General features: G+C 67.2%; 17 protein-coding genes. 10 read left to right on the top strand and 7 right to left on the bottom strand.

The annotated features are described in order from the left end of the window. Window positions 1-49: 49 nt before the first annotated feature. Window positions 50-733, bottom strand: coding sequence for a spermidine synthase (locus QOL68_RS15565; RefSeq protein ID WP_282949930.1), 684 nt, complete (start codon window positions 731-733; stop codon window positions 50-52). A gap of 129 nt (window positions 734-862) precedes the next feature. On the opposite strand from QOL68_RS15565, the gene QOL68_RS15560 reads away from it, so the two are divergent. The 5 genes from QOL68_RS15560 to trhO all read left to right on the top strand — a co-directional run bounded on the left by QOL68_RS15560 (window position 863) and on the right by trhO (window position 7,110). After that, window positions 863-2,956 (top strand): malate synthase G, encoded by a 2,094-nt coding sequence (locus QOL68_RS15560; protein ID WP_282949931.1) that lies wholly within the window; start codon window positions 863-865, stop codon window positions 2,954-2,956. Between the two features lie 66 nt (window positions 2,957-3,022). Then, the gene (locus QOL68_RS15555) at window positions 3,023-3,517 is read left to right on the top strand and encodes a hypothetical protein (protein ID WP_058457595.1); all 495 of its coding nucleotides are present in this window, start codon (window positions 3,023-3,025) and stop codon (window positions 3,515-3,517) included. A 54-nt stretch (window positions 3,518-3,571) separates the two neighbouring features. After that, window positions 3,572-4,195: a DJ-1/PfpI family protein gene (locus tag QOL68_RS15550; RefSeq protein ID WP_282949932.1), complete on the top strand. Its 624-nt coding sequence runs from the start codon at window positions 3,572-3,574 to the stop codon at window positions 4,193-4,195. Between the two features lie 74 nt (window positions 4,196-4,269). Next, complete coding sequence (locus QOL68_RS15545) at window positions 4,270-6,270, top strand: GMC family oxidoreductase N-terminal domain-containing protein (RefSeq protein WP_058800174.1); 2,001 nt, start codon at window positions 4,270-4,272, stop codon at window positions 6,268-6,270. Between the two features lie 111 nt (window positions 6,271-6,381). Next, window positions 6,382-7,110 (top strand): oxygen-dependent tRNA uridine(34) hydroxylase TrhO, encoded by a 729-nt coding sequence (gene trhO / locus QOL68_RS15540; RefSeq protein ID WP_082657794.1) that lies wholly within the window; start codon window positions 6,382-6,384, stop codon window positions 7,108-7,110. Window positions 7,111-7,253: 143 nt separating this feature from the next. Here trhO and QOL68_RS15535 read toward each other — a convergent pair whose 3' ends face one another. Together QOL68_RS15535 and QOL68_RS15530 are read right to left on the bottom strand one after the other, a co-directional pair. Next, entirely contained in the window at window positions 7,254-8,564 is a 1,311-nt protein-coding gene (locus QOL68_RS15535; protein WP_282949933.1) for a caspase family protein, read from the bottom strand. 15 nt (window positions 8,565-8,579) lie between these two features. Continuing rightward, a complete protein-coding gene (locus QOL68_RS15530) occupies window positions 8,580-9,206 on the bottom strand; it encodes a class I SAM-dependent methyltransferase (protein ID WP_282949934.1) in 627 nt (208 codons plus the stop codon). A 105-nt stretch (window positions 9,207-9,311) separates the two neighbouring features. Here QOL68_RS15530 and trxB point away from each other — a divergent pair, with 105 nt between their 5' ends. Then, on the top strand, window positions 9,312-10,277 hold the full coding sequence (gene trxB, locus QOL68_RS15525; protein WP_282949935.1) for a thioredoxin-disulfide reductase: 966 nt from the start codon (window positions 9,312-9,314) through the stop codon (window positions 10,275-10,277). Between the two features lie 99 nt (window positions 10,278-10,376). Here the strand turns inward: trxB and QOL68_RS15520 are convergent, their stop codons facing one another. From QOL68_RS15520 to QOL68_RS15505, 4 genes are read right to left on the bottom strand one after another with little or no spacing between them, the layout of a single operon-like run. After that, a complete protein-coding gene (locus tag QOL68_RS15520; RefSeq protein WP_282949936.1) occupies window positions 10,377-11,192 on the bottom strand; it encodes a hydrolase 1, exosortase A system-associated in 816 nt (271 codons plus the stop codon). Continuing rightward, window positions 11,177-11,845 carry an alpha/beta hydrolase family protein gene (locus QOL68_RS15515; RefSeq protein ID WP_282949937.1) on the bottom strand — a complete coding sequence of 223 codons (669 nt, stop codon included), beginning with the start codon at window positions 11,843-11,845 and terminating at the stop codon, window positions 11,177-11,179. Before QOL68_RS15515 ends, QOL68_RS15520 begins: the two co-directional genes overlap by 16 nt. A 17-nt stretch (window positions 11,846-11,862) precedes the next feature. Further along, window positions 11,863-12,141, bottom strand: a complete 279-nt coding sequence (locus QOL68_RS15510; RefSeq protein WP_282949938.1) for an acyl carrier protein — start codon at window positions 12,139-12,141, stop codon at window positions 11,863-11,865. Then, the gene (locus QOL68_RS15505; protein ID WP_282949939.1) at window positions 12,138-13,139 is read right to left on the bottom strand and encodes a GNAT family N-acetyltransferase; all 1,002 of its coding nucleotides are present in this window, start codon (window positions 13,137-13,139) and stop codon (window positions 12,138-12,140) included. Before QOL68_RS15505 ends, QOL68_RS15510 begins: the two co-directional genes overlap by 4 nt. 35 nt (window positions 13,140-13,174) lie before the next feature. On the opposite strand from QOL68_RS15505, the gene QOL68_RS15500 reads away from it, so the two are divergent. The 4 genes from QOL68_RS15500 (at window position 13,175) to QOL68_RS15485 (ending at window position 18,348) form a co-directional block, all read left to right on the top strand. Then, window positions 13,175-14,707 (top strand): acyl-CoA ligase (AMP-forming), exosortase A system-associated, encoded by a 1,533-nt coding sequence (locus QOL68_RS15500; RefSeq protein WP_282949940.1) that lies wholly within the window; start codon window positions 13,175-13,177, stop codon window positions 14,705-14,707. Beyond that, the gene (locus tag QOL68_RS15495) at window positions 14,704-15,933 is read left to right on the top strand and encodes a pyridoxal-dependent decarboxylase, exosortase A system-associated (RefSeq protein ID WP_282949941.1); all 1,230 of its coding nucleotides are present in this window, start codon (window positions 14,704-14,706) and stop codon (window positions 15,931-15,933) included. The genes QOL68_RS15500 and QOL68_RS15495 overlap by 4 nt, the downstream gene beginning before the upstream one ends. Before the next feature lie 172 nt (window positions 15,934-16,105). Continuing rightward, window positions 16,106-16,762, top strand: coding sequence for an XrtA/PEP-CTERM system exopolysaccharide export protein (locus QOL68_RS15490; RefSeq protein WP_282949942.1), 657 nt, complete (start codon window positions 16,106-16,108; stop codon window positions 16,760-16,762). Between the two features lie 44 nt (window positions 16,763-16,806). Further along, the gene (locus QOL68_RS15485; RefSeq protein ID WP_204991582.1) at window positions 16,807-18,348 is read left to right on the top strand and encodes an XrtA system polysaccharide chain length determinant; all 1,542 of its coding nucleotides are present in this window, start codon (window positions 16,807-16,809) and stop codon (window positions 18,346-18,348) included. The last annotated feature ends 4 nt before the right edge of the window (window positions 18,349-18,352 follow it).

The raw sequence follows: 18,352 nt of genomic DNA, 5'->3' as shown, positions 1-18,352 counted from the left end.
ATGGCTATAGCCAGCCGAACCGGGCTTTGCGACCCCCTGTCATTGCCGGTCAAAGGGCACGCGCGAACCAGATGATGTGCCGCGGCCCCTTGCCGTTGCTGCGCGCCCGCACGACGACTTCCTCGACCGCGAAGCCCGATTCTTTCAGGCGGCGTGAAAATTTGGCGTCGGGCGCGGCAGACCAGATCGCCAATAGTCCGCGGGGCCGCAGCGCGGCCTTCGCGCGCGCAAGTCCGCCCATCGAATAGATACGGTCGTTGCTCTCGCGCGTCAGGCCGTCGGGGCCGTTGTCGACGTCGAGCAATATCGCGTCGAACGATTGCGCCGCGCCGCCGATCACGCCCGACACATCGGTGATACGCAGCTCGACGCGCGGGTCGTCGAGCGCCCCGGCGGTCAGCTCCGCCATCGGCCCGCGCGCCCAGTCGATAATCTCAGGCACCAGTTCGGCGACGGTGACGCGCGCATCCGGGCCGAGCCGCGCCAGGGCCGCGCGCAGGGTAAAGCCCATGCCATAGCCGCCGATGAGCAGGTGCGGGGCCCCACCCTTTTCGGCGCCGCCGCGCAGCCGGTCGCAGCTCATTTCGGCAAGCGCTACCTCGGAGCCGCTCATCCGGGTGCTCATCAGGTCGTTGCCGTCGAGCGCGATCGTGAAATCCTTGCCGCGCCGGTACAGGTGAAGCGCTTCGCCGCCAGGGACGGGCGCTGTGCCGAGATGTTCGCGCGGTATCATGCCGGGGGCTATAGCGGTCGGCGCGGGCATTGGCACCCCATTGCCAAGCCGCTGCATTCGCGGCATAGGGCGGCGGCCCTTTCCTCCCCGGATTCCATTGCGCGATCGCGCTGACCAAAGGGTGCTTGAATGACTGATTTTCTCGACCGAAATGGCCTCTCTGTCGATTCGCGTCTGGTCGATTTCATCGAGACGAAGGCGCTGCCCGGCACCGGGCTTGATAGCGCCAAGTTCTGGCGCGATTTCGCCGATCTGCTCGGCCGGTTCGCGCCCGAGAATGCCGCGCTGCTCGGCAAGCGCGAGGATCTGCAGGCGAAGATCGACGCCTGGCACCGCGCGCGGGAAGGGCAGGCGCACGACGCCGCCGCCTATCAGGCGTTCCTGCGCGAGATCGGTTATCTCGTCCCCGAACCCGCGCCGTTCAAGGTCGGGACCGCCGACGTCGACCCCGAGATCGCGACGATGGCTGGGCCGCAGCTCGTCGTGCCCGCGCTCAACGCCCGCTTCGCCTTGAACGCCGCCAATGCGCGCTGGGGCAGCCTGTACGACGCCTTTTATGGCACCGACGCGCTCGACGCGGCGCCGGCGAAGCCGGGCGGGTATGACGCGACTCGCGGCGCGGCTGTGATCGCGCGCGCCAAGGCGTTCCTCGACGAGGCGGTGCCGCTCGCATCGGGAAGCTGGGCCGAGTGGCAGGGTGGCCAGCTCGCGCTCGCCGATCCCTCGCAATGGACAGGCAGCAAGCCCGGCGGGATATTGCTGAAGCACAACGGCCTGCACATCGAACTCGTCATCGACCCCGACAGCGCGATCGGCAGGACCGACCCGGCTGGCATTGCCGATGTCGTCCTCGAAGCCGCGCTGACGACGATCATCGACCTCGAAGACAGCGTTGCCGCGGTCGATGGTGAGGACAAGGTGCTCGGCTATACCAACTGGCTCGGCCTGATGCGCGGCGATCTTACCGAAAGCTTCGCGAAGGGTGGCAGCACCGTTACGCGCGCGATGGAGCCCGACCGCAGCTGGACCGCGCCCGATGGTACGGCGTTCACACTGCCGGGCCGCAGCGTGATGTTCGTCCGCAACGTCGGTCACCTGATGACCACGCCGATGATCCGCCTGCCGAACGACAGTGAAGCGCCCGAGGGGCTGTGTGACGCGGTGATCACCAGCCTCTGCTCGCTCCACGATCTGCACAACCTCGGCAGCCGCAAGAACAGCCGCGCGGGCAGCATCTATATCGTGAAGCCCAAGCAGCACGGCCCCGAGGAATGCGGTTTCACCGACCGCCTGTTCAACGCGGTCGAGGATATGCTCGGCCTCGACCGCCACACGATCAAGGTTGGCGTGATGGACGAGGAACGCCGCACGAGCGCGAACCTCGCCGCGTGCATCGAGGCGGTGCGCGACCGCATCGTCTTCATCAACACCGGCTTTCTCGACCGCACCGGCGACGAAATCCACACCTCGATGCGTGCGGGACCGATGATCCCGAAGGGTGAGATGAAGGCGAGCGACTGGATCGCGTCCTACGAGGACCGCAACGTCCGCATCGGCCTTGCCTGCGGGCTTTCGGGCAAAGCGCAGATCGGCAAGGGCATGTGGGCGATGCCCGACCTCATGAAAGCGATGCTCGACGCGAAGATCGGTCACCCCAAATCGGGGGCGAACACTGCGTGGGTGCCGTCGCCGACCGCCGCGACGCTGCACGCGCTTCACTATCATATGGTCGATGTGTTCGCCCGCCAGCGCGAGATCGCGGGCGAGGCGGTGCCGTCGCTCGATCGGCTGCTGAACATTCCCGTCGCCACCGGGCGCAACTGGAGCGAGGCCGAGATCGCGCGCGAGCTCGACAATAATTGCCAGGGCATATTGGGCTATGTCGTGCGCTGGATCGATCAGGGTGTCGGCTGCTCGAAGGTGCCCGATATCGACGATATCGGCCTGATGGAGGACCGCGCAACGCTCCGTATTTCCAGCCAGGCGCTCGCCAACTGGCTGCTCCACGGTGTCTGCAGCGAAGCGCAGATCGATGCCGCGCTGGCGCGCATGGCGGCCAAGGTCGATGCACAGAATGCGGGCGATCCGCTGTACGAAAAGCTGACGCCCGACGGTATTGCGTACCGCGCCGCGCGCGCGCTGATCTTCGAGGGCGTGGCGCAGCCGTCGGGCTATACCGAGCCGTTGCTGCACAAATATCGGCAAGAGAAGAAGGCGGCCTGATCGAAAGCCGGTTGCCCGCCCGATCGGCGGCATGTAGAACATAGGTGGAACAAAAGGGAGTCCGCCATGTCCGCTGCCGTCGATGATGCCTATCGCCACTATGCCAAGGTCGGCAGGTTTGCGGGTCTGCGCGAAGCCGGCGGCGCGGCTCTCAAACTCTACCATCTGACCGCACCCGATGCGCCCGTTCCCGACGGCGTCGCGCGCCTGTGCGACGACTGGTTCGGCGGTAAGGCAGATGCGGCGGTCGAACCCGGCGATTGCGGCTTCGTGCTGCTCCATCGCTGCGGCGCCGATTTCTATTTCCTGCTCGTCTCGGTCTGGCGCGGGTCGAACGAGTTGTGGGAGGCGGTGTGGTATCGCCATGGCGACATGTCCGCCTTTGCGCCGTTCGATCCTGCCTATCCCGACGCGGCGGGGACGGTGCGGCCGACCTTTTGCGTCTGGGAGTTCGGAATCGTTGCGCACGAGGCGCTGGCCTGGGGCCGCTATCTCGCGTCGCCGCGCGACGCCGCCGCGCTCGCCGCATGGCGCGCCGACATATTTTCCGGAACCGTGTAGCGGCTGGCGCTGGAAAAGGCCGGGTCCTCGCCTATCTTGGCGGCGGAGAATGATATGCAGATCGCGGTCCTGACCTTCGACGGCTTCAACGAACTCGACTCCTTCGTCGCGGCCGCCATCCTCAATCGCCTGCGCCCGCGCGGCTGGGCGGCGCATGTCACCGCGCCGAGTGCCGAGGTGACGTCGATGAACGGCGTGACCGTGGCGCGGCAGAAGCCGATCGCGTTCGCCGCCGAGGCCGACGCGGTGATCATCGGCAGCGGAACTCGTACCCGCGACTATGCCGCCGACCCCGAATTTCTGGACGCCATCCGCCTCGACCCCGCGCGCCAGCTGGTCGGGGCGCAATGTTCGGGAACGCTGTTGCTGGCGAAGCTCGGCCTGATCGGCGATCTGCCCGCCTGCACCGACCTGACCACCAAGCCCTGGGTGATCGAGGCCGGGGTCGAGGTGATCGACGCACCGTTCGTCGCGCACGGCAATGTCGCGACCGCGGGCGGCTGCCTTGCCTCGCAATATCTCGCGGCGTGGATGATCGCGCGGCTGGCTGGCGTCGAGGCGGTCGAGGAGGCGCTTCACTATGTCGCGCCGGTCGGCCAAAAGCGTCTCTATGTCGAACAGGCGATGGCGGCGGTGCGGCCGTTCCTGTCCGAAACGGTTGCGACGGCCGCCGCCTGAGCGCGATATAGGCTTGCCTTTCGGGCGCGGAGCCCGGACACAGACGCCTGCTCAGCAGGGGGGGGGAAGGGCTTGTGGCCGCACCGTTCAATTTCGGGCAACTCAAATTCCTGAAGGCGCTGACCGAGGCGCTGTTCCATGGCGCCGAGATGAAAATCACGCCCGATCAGGTCGTCGCCAACATCAGCAGCCTGTTCGGCAAGGTCGGCGGGACCAAGCTCGACGAGATCCGCCTCTCGCTCACCGGGACCGAGATCGTGCTGGGGCCGATGTTCGCCGAGGTCGGCGTCGCAACGCGCGTCGAGCGGATCCGGAACCGCCTGCAGAACAGCCAGATCGACCTTTTCCAGGACATGGCGCGGCTGCGCGGTATCGTTTACGCCTGCTATTATGGTCACTGGATGCCGGGCGATCAGGATGCCAACCTGAATAACCCCGTCCACAAGCAGATCGGCTTCACCCTGCCGAAGCATCGCGTTCGCGGACCCGGCGAGCTGGAAATCAAGCGCGTCGAAGGCCGCGAGATCGACGATGCCTTTATATTGGATGCGGCGACGCTCGGCGATGAATATGACGTGATCGTCGTCGGTTCGGGCGCGGGCGGGTCGGTCGCCGCCTACAATGTCGCGGCGCGGGGCTATAAGGTGCTGATTGTCGAAGCGGGGCCCTTCTACCCCTCGCCGCGGATCGATCACCACGAACTCGACATGGTCGCGAACCTGTTCAAGCATGGCGCGCTCCAGACCTCGACCGATCGCGATTTCGTGGTGTTTCAGGGGCGCTGCGTCGGTGGGTCGTCGACGGTCAACAACGGTATCTGCCTGCGCGTCAATGAACCCGGGCGCACGCATCCCGACGCGGTCGATGTCCTCGACAAATGGGCCAGCATCGGCGCGCCGGTCGACAAGGCGGCGTTTCATGCGAGCTACGACGCGATCAGGGGGCGCCTCGGCATCGACACGGCCGAGCCGCGCAGCGGACGGCACAACGGGCCGCACCTGACGAACGGCTGGCACGCCTATGCCGCGACCTCGTCGGACCCCAGGGAAAAGCGCGCGGTCGCCGACTGGTTCGCGAAGAATTTCGGGCCGCCGAATACGCCCAATGCCTGCGCCTATTGCGGTTATTGCAACGCGGGATGTCCCTATGGACGGCGGATGGGGATGGCGCAGACCTATCTGCCCGATGCGTGCCGCGACCATGGCGCGCGCATCCTGCCGGGGACGAAGGCCGAGCGCATCGTCTGGCAGACGAGCATCGACGGACGCCGCGAGGCCGAGGCGGTGAAGCTGGTGCTGCCGGGCGGGTCCGAACGGTTCGTCCGCGCGCGCGTCGGGGTGGTCGTCGCGGCGGGGACGATCGCGTCGTCGAAATTCCTCGATCGCAGCGACATCAGCGGCACCGGATATCAGGTGTCGCTCAACATCGCGTCGCCCGTCGTCGCGCTGATGCCGCCGGGCGTCGGCGGCAATGCGTGGGACGAGGACCAGATGACGAGCTATGTCGACTGCGGCGACTTCCTGCTCGAAAGTCATTTCCAGCCGCCGATGGCGATGGCGTCGCTGATGCCCGGCTGGTTCGGCGATCATGCGGCCCGGATGAAGAATTTCGGCCGCGTCCATTCGGCGGGCATCCTCTTCCCCGCCGACCGGCGGGGGCAGGTGACGGACGGCAAGCTCAAGTTCAAGCTCGACGTCGACGAAGACCTGCCGCTGCTGCGCCGCGCGATGGCGACGCTGACCAAGGTACATTTCGCCGCGGGGGCGCTCGAATGCTATCCGGCGCTTACCAAAGGCCAGGTGGTGACACCCGACATGGATATCGACGATTTCTTCGAAGAGGCCATAAAGGAAGCTGACGACGCGACGCTGTCGAGCAGCCACCCGCACGGCGGCAACGCGATCAACGAAGACCCGCAATATGGCGTCGTCGACCCCGAATGCCGCGTCCACGGCACGACCAATGTGCTGGTGACCGACGCCAGCGTCTTCCCGACCTGCATCCGCGTCAACGCGCAATGGACCACAATGGCGATGGCGCATTATGCGACCGCGCGGAGCGATCCCTTTCGGTAGGCGACCTCACGATATCCGTTCGTGTCGAGCGACGTCGAGACACCGTGAGGCCATGCGCCAACGATAGGCATCTCGACTTCGCTCGATGCGAGCGGGTAAGGGGAGCGCCCTATGACCTTCACCGTCGCCGCCCTCTATCGTTTCGCGCCGTTCGACGATCCCGCCGCGCTGCGCCAGCCGCTGCTCGACCTTTGCGCCGTGCAGGGGGTAAAGGGCACGCTGCTGCTCGCGCGCGAGGGCGTCAATGGCACGATCGCGGGCAGCGAAGCCGGCATCGCGGCGGTGATCGCGCATATCCGCGCGCTGCCCGGTTGCGCCGAACTCGACGTCAAATATTCGGCCGCCGCGGCGATGCCCTTCCAGCGGCTGAAGGTGCGGCTGAAGAAGGAAATCGTGACCATGAAGGTGTCGGGGGTCGACCCGGCGCGCGACGCCGGAACCTATATCGACCCGGCTGACTGGAATGCGGTTGTCGACGATCCGGGCACGGTGGTGATCGACACGCGCAATGCGTTCGAGGTCGGCTATGGCAGCTTCGACGGCGCGATCGATCCGGGGACGAAGAGCTTCGGCGATTTCCCCGGCTGGTGGCGCGCTAACGCCGAGCGTTTCGCCGGCAAGCGCATCGCGATGTTCTGCACCGGCGGCATCCGCTGCGAGAAATCGACCGCTTTCCTGCGCAGCGAAGGCGTCGAGGACGTCGCGCATCTGAAAGGCGGCATCCTCGCCTATCTCGAGCAGGTGCCCGAAGCCGACAGCCGCTGGCACGGCAGTTGCTTCGTCTTCGACGAGCGCGTCAGCGTCGGGCACGGGCTGGTCGAGGTCGGCGAGAAGGAATAGCGCGGACTCTATATTCTGGCCGCTTTGGCTGGACTCCAGACCTTCGTCATCCCGGACTTGATCCGGGATCCACAGCAGCGCTCAAGTCATGGACCCCGGATCAAGTCCGGGGCGACGAAATGTTGAATGTCCGCAACCGGCCGTCAGCCGACCGTCAGCGTATAGGTCACCTTATAGTCGCTGGCGTCGCCGTCCAGCGTCCGGGTGAAGGTGCCGGGCGTCGAACCCAGGTCGACGGTGCCGATATTGTCGCTGCCGCCGATATCGTCGAATTCGCGGAGCTGGAAGCTCACCGGCTGTTCGAAGGTGAAATTCCGGTCGACGACCCAGCTCTCGCCCTTCTTGATCGAGAAAATCTCGCGCGACCCCTCGGGGAAACGCTCGCCGGTGTTGAAGCGCAGGAACAGCTGGTCGGGCAGGCCGAGCCCGAGCCGCCCGGTCAGCTTCACCGCCTCGACGCGGATGTTCGAGAGCGTGTATTTCTTTGTCGCCGGAAGCGCCGCCGTCACCAGGGATTTGGCGGCGACCGGCGCGGCCCTGGGATTTTTCGCGAGGCGCGCGACGCTCTCGCCGGCCTGCGCCGAATATTTGCCCGCCGGAAATTCGGCGAGATAGGCCTTGAACGCGCTGGCGCTGTTCTCGGCGACCGCGCCCTTCCACATCAGCTCTTCGAGCGCGGCGCGATTTCCTGTGGAAGCCTGACCCGCGCGCGGGACCAGATAGAAGGGCGTGCCGGTAATGCTGGCGCTGACGAACGGCCGCTGCCGGCCGCCGGTTGCGGCCAGCACATCGTCGCGGATCGCGCCGCCAAGCAATTGCACCGGCAGGTCGGGCTGCGGCAGGCGCTTCGCGAGCGAAGTCGCGAAGGGCGAGTTGCCGGCGGTGCCGTCGGCGGCGAGCTGGCCCGGCGCGGCGGCAAAGATCACGAGCACATCGTCGGCCTCGACGCCGGCGAGCCCCGTCTGCACCGCGCGCGTCCCCGATTTCCATGTGCGCCCGAAGGGGTTGTTGCGGCACGAATCGAGGATGACGATGCGGATCCGCGCGCCCGACACCGCTTCCATCATCCGGTCGAGGTTGATCGCCTCATAGGGCAGGTCGAGGTCGGACTTGAGCTGCGCGTCGGTCGGGATCAGCCAGTTCTTTCCCTGCGCCTCGATCCCGTGTCCGGCATAATAGACCATCGCGATCTCGGCCCCTTCGGCCTTGGTGCGAAAGTCGCGCATGACTTTCTGGAAATCGTTGACCGAAAGATTGGCCGCGACGGTCACATCGTCGAACCCCGCCTGCTTCGCCGACGCCGCGACCAGCTTGATGTCGTTCGGCGGGTTCGCGAGGCGGCTGGTGTTCGCATAATCGCCGTTGCCGATGACCAGCGCGACCTTGCGCGCCTCGGCGCCGGTCGGCGCGATAAGAAAGGCGGCGGAAAGAATGAAGAGCCACAAACGGATCATCGCGCTATCCTCCCGTCACGATGCGACGCGCGCGGCGCCATATTCGACCCAGCCAAAGGGGCGGGGCGTCTTGGGCATATAGGCCGCGCCCTGTCGGTCCACCGAAAAACCTGCCTTTTCATACGCCTGCGATATCGGGCGGGTCAGGTGGCAATTGCCGCCGATGCGTTTCCACACCGGCTCGATCCGCCGCTGCCATTTGGCGACGCCGGCGTCGGGGGCGCCGCCATGCTCCAGGAACAGCGCTGTTCCGCCAGGTTTCAGCACGCGGCGGATTTCGCCGAGCACCGCCGCCTGATCGGCGACCGAGCAGAGGGTGAAGGTCGTCACCACCGTGTCGAAGCGCCCGCTCTCGAACGGCATCGCCTCGCCGATCCCGCCCTGAATGTCGGCGTCCATCCCGCACGCCGCCGCCGCCGCGCGGCTCATCGCGAGCAGCTCGGGCGAGGGATCGAGCCCGGTGAAGCTCGTCACCCGCGCGGGCTCGTAAAATTCCATGTTGATCCCGCCGCCGCAGCCAAGCTCGAGCACGTCGCCCTGCGCGTGCGGCACGACCTTGCTCCGCGCCTTCATGATCTGCGCCTGCGAGCAGGCGCATTTGATCAGCCGCGGCACCCCATGACGTTCCCACCAGCTCGCCATTTGTTCGACTCCCCTTGGCGCGGAAACTGACCCTTGCTAGCGCGGTTGGCAACACCCATCTGTGCGATCCCGCACAGGATTCGCCTCCGGACCCGAAAGACGATCATGCCCGCCACGCACCACACCAAAATGCTCATTCTCGGTTCCGGCCCCGCCGGCCTGTCGGCCGCCATTTACGCGGCGCGCGCGGGGATGAAGCCGATCGTCGTGCAGGGGCTGCAGCCCGGCGGTCAGCTCACCATCACGACCGACGTCGAAAATTATCCGGGCTTTGCCGAAGTGATCCAGGGCCCATGGCTGATGGAGCAGATGACCGCGCAGGCGACGCATGTCGGGACAGCCATGATCTGGGACACGATCGTCGACGTCGACCTGTCGCAGCGCCCGTTCAGGCTGACCGGCGACGGCGGCGATATCTATCTCGCGGAAACGCTCGTGATCGCGACCGGCGCGCAGGCAAAATGGCTGGGCGCCCCCGGCGAGCAGGAACTGGGCGGCAAGGGCGTCTCGGCGTGCGCGACGTGCGACGGCTTCTTCTATCGCGGCAAGAAGGTCGTCGTCATCGGCGGCGGCAACACCGCGGTCGAGGAGGCCCTTTATCTCACCAACCACAGCGACGACGTGACCCTGATCCACCGCCGCGACCATCTGCGCGCCGAGAAGATCCTGCAGGATCGCCTGTTCGCGAACCCGAAGATCAAGGTGCTGTGGAACAAGCGCGTCGAGCGCTTTGTTTCGGGCGAGGGGGTGTCGGGTCTGGTCGGCGTCGACCTGATCGACACCGTCACCGGCGCGGCGAGCCACGAGCCGACCGACGGCGGCTTCGTCGCGATCGGCCACAGCCCCTCGACCGAGCTGTTCAAGGGCAAGCTGCCGCTCGACGACGACGGCTATCTGCAGGTGACGCCCGGCACGTCGCTGACCTCGATCCCCGGGGTCTTCGCCGCGGGCGACGTCACCGACAAAGTCTATCGTCAGGCGGTGACCGCCGCGGGCATGGGCTGCATGGCGGCGCTCGACGCCGAACGGTTTTTGGCCGAGGCCGAATATCACGCGATGGTGGAGGCATAGGCCGCGCGGCGGGTAACGACCGGTTGTGGACATTGACGGAATAGCTCTCTCCCCCGAAGGAGAGAGGGCGTTTGGTCCGCACCCAAACCGACGCTGCCGTCAGGCCAGCGCTTTCAATATCCGAGCCAACAGCCAGTCGGCATCCTTGCCGGCAAAGCTGTGTGACGGGCTGGCGAGCTTTTCGATCCCGACGGTCGAAGGGTTCGCCTCGATAGAGGCGAGCGACGGCGCCAGCGCGTCCATAAAGGCCTGCGCGGTGCGGTCGCCGGTAGCGAGCAGGATCGTTGCGGGGCAGGGCAGCTCGGCGATGTTGCTGGCGAGCCGGTCGGCGAGGCTGTCGGGTGCGGGCGGCTGCGGCGCCTGTTTCAGGGCGGAGAGGCCGCGAAACAATTTCCCGATGTCGATCTCGCCCTTCAGCAGGCGCAGCAGGCTTTTCGGATCTTTCAGCCGCGCCAGATAGCGCGCGCGTATCGCCGAAGCGGGCGGCAGCGCGGGTTCGCCGGCGTCCTCCTCGCCGTCTTCATAGGTCCACGGATTGGCAAGGATCAGGGCGTCCAGCGCCAGCGGCTGGTGCAGCAAGAGCGCGCTCGCCGCATCGCAATTGCCGAACGCGACGATGCGCGTCACATGGGGTGCGGCCTCGCGAAACGCCACGATCGCGGCGGCGATGTCGGGCGCGCTGCTTGCATAGCCGCCGTTGTTCCCTTCGCTATCGCCGATCCCGCGGCGATCGAAGCGGAACACCGGATGCCCCGCGGCGGCGACGCGCTGCGCGAGCATCGCCATGCCGCGATGCGCGCCGCTCCGTACCTCGTTGCCCCCCGACACGATCAGCAGGCCGGTCGTGCCCGGCGCCTTGTCGATGGTCGCGGCGAGCGCTGCCCCTTCGCAGGCGAAACTCAGATGATGCCGCATGTCTTGCTCCACGCGGCGATGTCGGCGGCGATCGCAGCCGCCATCGCCGCATCTTCGCCGGGCTCGGCGCGCAGCCACAATGGCGTTCCCGCGATGCCGTCCGCGCCAAGGCCGATCGCGCGCAGCGGCGCGACCGGCTGCGCTTCGGCGGCGCCGAGCTGGGCGACCATCGCGGGCGACAGCGCATTGCCCGCGAGCAGCAGCGGCGCGTCCCTTGCCGCCGCCTGCAAGCTTTCCAGCGACGATTCGATCCCCGCCTCGCGATCCGCGGTCACGCGCGCGCGCAGCATCGTGCGGAGCAGCGAGGCGCCGCCGACGGGCGCGAGGCGCCACCACGCGGCCGCCTTTGAGCGGTGATCGATCAGCGCGCCGCCACGAAGCGACGCGATCACCACCGGGCCTTCGATCGCAGCGGCGACCGCGGCCAGCGCGTCCTGCCAGCGTTCGAGATCGACGTCTTCCAGGGCGACCAGGCTTTCATTCTGGCCGGGGAGATCGGGCAGCACCGCCGCGAATCCCTCCGCTGCCAGCGCGCGCATCGTGAGCACCAGCGTCCGGCGCAGGCGGTTCGCCTCGTCGAACAGCGGCGGCACGAACAGGATGGTGGCACGGCTCGCGCCGGACGGAGCGATGCGGAACAGATGCTCTGCCATGCCGCCCCGCGCCGGCCTCAACCGTTCACTTTGCGCAGCGAAAAAGCGAGGAGATTGCCGTAGGTTTCGAAAATCTCGCCATCGATCTCGTCGTCGTCGATGTTGATGCCGAGGCGGTCCTCCATCTCGGTCAGCACGGTCGCGACCGCCATCGAATCGAATTCGGGGAGCTCGCCGAACAGGCCGCTGGCGTCGGTCAGCGCCGCCGCCCGCTCTTCGCCGAGGCCGAGCACATCGGCGAGCAGCGCGCGAAGCGTGGCGTCGACGCCGGACGGTTCGAAGGTCGGTTCGGTCACGTATCTTTCCCCAGCATGGAACGCACAAAGGCTTTCGATGCCGGCCCCCATGCCGCGATGCGCGCCGGATTGAAAGCCTCGATCCGCCACAGGGGCTCGTGCCGGTTCATCCAGTCGCGCTTGTACGCGTCGTTTCCGGTACCGAAATCGACGCGCTTCACGCCGTCGACCTCGATCGCATGGCGGAACAGCGCGGCCGAGAGCAGGGTGCCGGGCGAGGCCTTCTGGCTGTCCTCGATATGCGCGAGCTTGTGGATGAAGGCGGTGCCGTCCTCGACCGTCCAGAACTGGGCGGCGACCGGCGCGCCGTCGATACGCGCCAATCCCATCCGGAACGTGCCGCGCGCGCTTTCGGCTTCGGCAAAGGCGCGCAGCAGCGCGGCATTTCCCTCCTCCGGTTTCCAGCTCGCGGCGTAAATCTCTTCATAGGCGGCCCAGCTTTCCGGATCGAAGCAGGTCAGCAACGCGATATCGACGATGCCCTTCTTCGCCTTGCGCTGAACGGTGCTGCGCAGCGCGCCCGGGCGGCTCGCCCACCAGCCATCATGGTCCATATCGGAGAGGTCGAGCCAGTGGCGGTCACCCGCGGGGCGGGCGTCCACCCACCATCCGGCGGCGCGCAGCGCCGACTGGATGGCGGAGCGATCACCGTCGCGAACGGGGTAGAGCGAAAGGCGCGCGGCCCGGTTGCGGATATCGCGCAGAAGCGCGGTCAGGGCTACGCCCCGATCGCCGTCACCCTCGTAAAGCGGCCGGATGGCGAAGCTGTACCAGTTGGTCAGGCCCGCGAAATGACCGGATTTCTCGGCGCGCAGAGGAAGCCATGCGGTGACGTCGCCGACGGTCGCCTTTGCATCGTGCCGGCCGCCAGCGGCAAAGCCATGCGCCTCGATCAGCGCGAACCATTCGGCACGGTCGAACGGCGATGCGCCATCCGCCGCGCGCGCTGTGGCGGGCAGCGTCTTATCATTAGCGCGATCTTCACCGTTCCCTTGCATGCTGCGGCCCTCTATCAACTCTCTCCTAACAGCCGATGACCAAAGCCGAAAACCCACAGTCGTATCCGGTCGACCATCTCGCGCTTCGCGGCGCGGCGGATGCGCCTGCGCTGCTGACCGGCGACCGCGTGCTGAGCTTCGGCGACCTCGACGCGGCGGTCGGACGGCTCGCCTCGTGGCTGCTGGCCGAGGCCGGCGGTCCGGGCGAGCGCGTCGCGAGCTGGGGCGCGAAGTCGCGCGCGACCTGCCTGTTGCCGCTGGCGGCCGCACGCGCCGAGCTGATCCATGTGCCGGTCAATCCGCTGCTCAAGGGCGCGCAGGTCGCGCATATCCTGGCTGACAGCGGCGCGAAACTGCTCGTCACCAACCGATCGCGCGCCGACATGCTCGGCGACGGACTGCCCGATGATTGCGCGGTTCAGGATCTGAAGCTTGCCGAGGACGTCATCGATTCGGGCGGGGAGGGCCTGCCGCCGTCGATCGCCGAACCCGACGATCTGGCCGCGATCCTCTACACCAGCGGATCGACCGGACTGCCGAAGGGCGTGATGCTGAGCCATGCGAATCTGTGGCTGGGGGCCGAGAGCGTCGCGACCTATCTGAAGATCGTGCCCGGCGACCGCGTGCTGGCGGTGCTGCCGCTGAGTTTCGACTATGGTCAGAACCAGCTGTTTTCGAGCTGGTATGCGGGGGCTTCGGTGGCGCCGCTCGACTATCTGACCCCGCGCGATGTCGTGAAGGCGGTGGCGCGCCATGGCGTGACGACGCTGGCGGGGGTGCCGCCGCTCTGGGTGCAACTCGTCGAGAGCGACTGGCCTGCCGAGATCGCAGCGCTGCTCCGACGCCTGACCAACAGCGGCGGCGCGCTGACGCCCTCGCTGATCGACGCGATGCGCGCGACCTTTCCGAAGGCCGACATCTATCCGATGTACGGGCTGACCGAAGCCTTTCGTTCGACCTTCCTCGACCCCGCGCTCGTCGCGGCGCATCCGACCTCGATGGGCCGGGCGATTCCGCACGCTGAAATTCTGGTCTGCCGTCCCGACGGCAGCGTCGCGGCGGATGACGAGCCGGGCGAGCTTGTCCACGCCGGACCGCTGGTGGCGAAGGGCTATTGGCAGGACGAGGCGCGGACTGCCGAACGCTTCCGGCCGGCGCCTGCCGCGTCGCGATACGGCGGAACGGCGGTATGGTCCGGCGATACGGTACGGCGCGACAGCGATGGGTTGCTCACTTTCATCGGGCGCGACGATGCGATGATCAAGACCGCGGGCAATCGCGTCAGCCCGACCGAGGTCGAGGATGTCGCGGTGGCATCGGGCCTGATTTTCGAAGCCGTCGCGTTCGGCGTTCCCGATCCGCGGCTCGGCGCCGCGATTGTCCTGATCGTGCGCGGCAAGGACGGGCGCGAGAACGCGGCCGCGCTCTCGGCTTACCTCCGCCAGAACCTCCCCAATTTCATGCAGCCGCAGACGATCGAGTGGCGCGATGCGTTGCCGCGAAACCCCAACGGCAAGCTCGACCGCGTCGCGATCGCCGCCGACTGGGCGAAGGCGGTGGCGGCATGAAGCCCCACGGTCCGATCCCGCCCGGCTTTGCGGCCGACGCCGGGGGGATGCTGCTGATCGGCGGCGACCGCGCCGAGGCGCTCGCCGACGTCGCGGGCGACACCCCGCTCTTCGTCTATGACAGCACGATGCTCGCCGCACGCGTCGCCGAATGGCGCGCCGCGATGCCGCCATCGGTCCAGCTTCACTATGCGATGAAGGCGAATCCCTATGCGCCGCTGCTCGCCTTCATGGGGCGGCTGGTCGATGGTTTCGACGTTGCGTCGGGGGGCGAACTCAAGGCCGCGCTCGCGAGCGGAATGGCGGCCGAACACATCAGCTTCGCGGGGCCGGGAAAGCGCGACCGCGAACTCGAAGCTGCGATCGAGGCGGGCGCGACGCTCAACCTCGAATCCGCGGGCGAAGCCGAACGGGCGCTGTCGATCGCCGCGCGGCTGGGCGTTGCGCCGCGACTCGCGGTGCGCGTCAATCCCGACTTCGACCTCAAGGGATCGGGGATGAAGATGGGGGGCGGCGCCAAGCCCTTCGGGGTCGATGCCGATGCGGTTCCCGCGCTCGTCCGCCGCCTCATCGACGCCGGCGCCGACTGGCAGGGATTTCATATTTTTGCGGGATCGCAAGCACTTGATGCCGGTGCCATCGCCGAGACGCAGGCGCAGACGGTGGCGCTTGCCGGACGGCTGGCGGACGCGATCGGTGTCGCTCCGCCGCTCGTCAATCTCGGCGGCGGGATGGGCGTTCCCTATTTCCCCGGCGACGTCGCGGTCGACGTCGCGGCGGTGGGCGCCGCGCTCGGCGATACGCTCGCGACGCGCGACGCGGCGCTCGCGGACAGCCGGTTCGCGATGGAACTCGGGCGCTGGCTGGTTGCGGAGGCGGGCGTCTATCTGACGCGCGTGATCGACCGCAAGGCCAGCCATGGCGAGACCTTCCTCGTCACCGACGGCGGCCTCCACCACCAGCTCGCCGCGAGCGGTAATTTCGGCACCGTCATCCGCCGTAACTATCCGATAGGGGTAGCGAATCGCTTCGGCGCCGATCCCGAGGAGACCGTCTCGGTCGTCGGTTGCCTCTGCACCCCGCTCGACCGTCTGGGCGATCAGGTCGCGCTTCCGCGCGCGCAAGTCGGTGATCTGATTGTACTTTTCCTTGCCGGCGCCTATGGTGCGTCGGCAAGTCCGGCGGGCTTTCTCGGACAGGGACCGGCGCGCGAAATGCTCGTATAGGGCCGTTTCTGTGCCGATACGGCACAGACTGCGGCAAACGCGGCTCGAACTTAGCGCAAGACTAACGGTATATTCACCCTTTCGAGCAATAGCGGAAGCTGACGCAATGGGTTTCTTTGCAGCCGTTTAGGGGCGGCAGAGGGCACTCGGCCGCTCGAAAGGTGATTTGAATATGACGTCCTTCCCCTCGCTTCATGTCGCACGCCTTGCGCTGGTCTCGGGTATCGCCGCGACCGCCCTCGCGGGATGCGTGGGCAGCACGGGGTCGGCGCCGCAGCTTCCCAGCGCCAATTTCGTCGCGAACCAGGAAGGGCCGGGCGAGGAATATATCATCGGGCCGCTCGACGAGCTGCAGATCTTCGTGTGGCGCAATCCCGAACTCGGCGGCAAGGTGCAGGTGCGCCCCGACGGCCGGATCACCACCCCGCTGATCACCGACATGCCCGCGGTCGGCAAGACGCCGACGATGCTGCAGCAGGACATCAAGCTGCAGCTCAGCCAATATATCACCGATCCGATCGTCAGCGTGATCGTCACCAGTTTCAACAGCACTTTCTCGCAGCAGGTGCGCGTCGTCGGCGCGACCGAGAAGCCCGCGTCGATCCCGTTCCGCGCCAACATGACCGTCCTCGACGCGATGATCGCGGTCGGCGGCCTCGGCGAATATGCGGCGGGCAATAAGGCGCGCCTCGTCCGCTACGACAAGGGCACCGGCAAGCAGGAGGAGTTCGGGCTCCGCCTCAACGACCTCATCAAGCGCGGCGACATCAAGGCGAACGTCCGCTTGCAACCGGGCGATGTGATCATCATCCCCGAAAGCATGTTCTGATCTTTGCCCCCACCGACATGATTGCCAAGGACTGACAGCGAGCGATGAACGGCCTTTACGACGAAATCCGGGTGGCGGTGCACAGCGTCTGGACGCGCCGCTGGCTCGTGCTCGCGGTCGCCTGGGGCATCTGCATCCTCGGCTGGCTTGCGGTCGCGTCGATCCCCAACCGCTATGACAGCCGCGCGCGGCTGCTCGTCGAGGTCAACCAGATCCTGCCCGACGATGGCACCGGTGGCTCGTTCGGGGGCGGGCAGCAGATCGACCAGATCCGCGAGACGCTGACCAGCGCGCGCAACCTCGAAAAGGTCGCGGCGACCACCGGGCTGATCGGCGCCGATGCCGGCGAGCGCGACAAGGCGGGCGCGGTCGCGATGCTGCAGCAGAATATCAAGGTCGTGCCGCAACAGCAGAATATCTTCGAGCTGACCTCTTCGGTCGGGATCGGCAGCCTGTCCGACGCCGACAATGCGAAGCTCGCGAGCGGAATACTCGACAGCCTGATCACCGTATTCCGCGACGATCAGTTGCGCGGTGGCCGCGTCAACACGCGCGAGGGCCTGAAATTCCTCGATTCGCAGATCGCCGACCGCGAAAAGGGCCTGCGCGAGATCGAGGCGCGCCGCGCGGCGTTCGAGGCGCAGAATATCGGCCTGATCCCGGGCGGCACCGGCTCGCCCGCGCAGCGCGTCGAGGCGGCGCGCGCCGAACTCGGCCAGATCGACAGCCAGCTCGTTTCGGCGCAAGCGCAGCTTGCAGCCGCGAACGGCCAGCTTGCCTCGACCCCGCAGTCGGTCCCCGGCGCCGGCGGCGGTGTGGGCGGCAGCGTCGCGCGCCAGCAGCTTGCCGGCGCGCAGAACGAACTTTCCTCGATGCGCGCGCGCGGGCTCACCGATGCGCATCCCGACGTCATCGCGCTGAAGAGCCAGATCGCGTCGCTGAAGGCCATCGCCGATCGCGAAGGCAGCGGCGGTGGCGGCGGCGGGATGCAGAATCCCGCCTATGCCTCGCTCGCCGCGATGCGCGCCGAACGCCAGGCGACGGTCAGCGCGCTGACCGCGCGCAAGTCGCAGCTGATGGGCGACATCGCGCGCATCACCTCGCAGCAGATCCAGAACCCCGGCGTCGCCGCCGAATATGACCGGATCAACGGCGAATATACCGCGACCAAGGCGCAATATGACAAGCTGCTCGCCCAGCGCGAGCAGGTGCGGCTGCGCGGCGATGCGCAGACCGAAACCGACGCGATCAAGATCGAACTGCTCGATCCCCCGTCGAAGCCGACCAGCCCCGCGGCGCCGAACCGGCCGCTGTTCCTGACGCTGGTGCTGCTGGCGGGGATCGGTGGCGGCATCGGCGCGGCCTTCGGCCTCGCGCAGGTCCGTCCGAGCTATGCCACCGCCGCGAAGCTCGAGCGCGCGAGCGGACTGCCGGTGATCGGGTCGATCACCGAGGTGGTGACGCCCGACCGCCATGTCGAACGCCGGAAAAAGCTGGTGTGGCTCGCCAGCGGAGCGGGGGCGCTCGTCGGCCTCTATGCGCTGCTGCTGATCGCCGAATTCGTCCAGCGCGGCATGGTCGCGTGAGCGG

This window comes from Sphingopyxis sp. Geo25 (assembly GCF_949769135.1).
In the GTDB taxonomy this organism is placed as follows: domain Bacteria; phylum Pseudomonadota; class Alphaproteobacteria; order Sphingomonadales; family Sphingomonadaceae; genus Sphingopyxis.
Note: the sequence above shows the minus strand (reverse complement) of the source record. Positions and strands in the feature narration are given on the sequence as shown.

What these genes read in the sequence shown, in the direction of transcription:
- QOL68_RS15505 (WP_282949939.1), bottom strand. Translation starts at nt 13,139, where the DNA reads ATGCAAGGGAACGGTGAAGATCGCGCTAATGATAAGACGCTGCCCGCC.
- QOL68_RS15500 (WP_282949940.1), top strand. Translation starts at nt 13,175, where the DNA reads ATGACCAAAGCCGAAAACCCACAGTCGTATCCGGTCGACCATCTCGCG.
- QOL68_RS15565 (WP_282949930.1), bottom strand. Translation starts at nt 733, where the DNA reads ATGATACCGCGCGAACATCTCGGCACAGCGCCCGTCCCTGGCGGCGAA.
- QOL68_RS15535 (WP_282949933.1), bottom strand. Translation starts at nt 8,564, where the DNA reads ATGATCCGTTTGTGGCTCTTCATTCTTTCCGCCGCCTTTCTTATCGCG.
- QOL68_RS15560 (WP_282949931.1), top strand. Translation starts at nt 863, where the DNA reads ATGACTGATTTTCTCGACCGAAATGGCCTCTCTGTCGATTCGCGTCTG.
- QOL68_RS15515 (WP_282949937.1), bottom strand. Translation starts at nt 11,845, where the DNA reads ATGGCAGAGCATCTGTTCCGCATCGCTCCGTCCGGCGCGAGCCGTGCC.
- QOL68_RS15485 (WP_204991582.1), top strand. Translation starts at nt 16,807, where the DNA reads ATGAACGGCCTTTACGACGAAATCCGGGTGGCGGTGCACAGCGTCTGG.
- QOL68_RS15550 (WP_282949932.1), top strand. Translation starts at nt 3,572, where the DNA reads ATGCAGATCGCGGTCCTGACCTTCGACGGCTTCAACGAACTCGACTCC.
- QOL68_RS15555 (WP_058457595.1), top strand. Translation starts at nt 3,023, where the DNA reads ATGTCCGCTGCCGTCGATGATGCCTATCGCCACTATGCCAAGGTCGGC.
- QOL68_RS15495 (WP_282949941.1), top strand. Translation starts at nt 14,704, where the DNA reads ATGAAGCCCCACGGTCCGATCCCGCCCGGCTTTGCGGCCGACGCCGGG.
- QOL68_RS15520 (WP_282949936.1), bottom strand. Translation starts at nt 11,192, where the DNA reads ATGCGGCATCATCTGAGTTTCGCCTGCGAAGGGGCAGCGCTCGCCGCG.
- trxB (WP_282949935.1), top strand. Translation starts at nt 9,312, where the DNA reads ATGCCCGCCACGCACCACACCAAAATGCTCATTCTCGGTTCCGGCCCC.
- trhO (WP_082657794.1), top strand. Translation starts at nt 6,382, where the DNA reads ATGACCTTCACCGTCGCCGCCCTCTATCGTTTCGCGCCGTTCGACGAT.
- QOL68_RS15530 (WP_282949934.1), bottom strand. Translation starts at nt 9,206, where the DNA reads ATGGCGAGCTGGTGGGAACGTCATGGGGTGCCGCGGCTGATCAAATGC.
- QOL68_RS15490 (WP_282949942.1), top strand. Translation starts at nt 16,106, where the DNA reads ATGACGTCCTTCCCCTCGCTTCATGTCGCACGCCTTGCGCTGGTCTCG.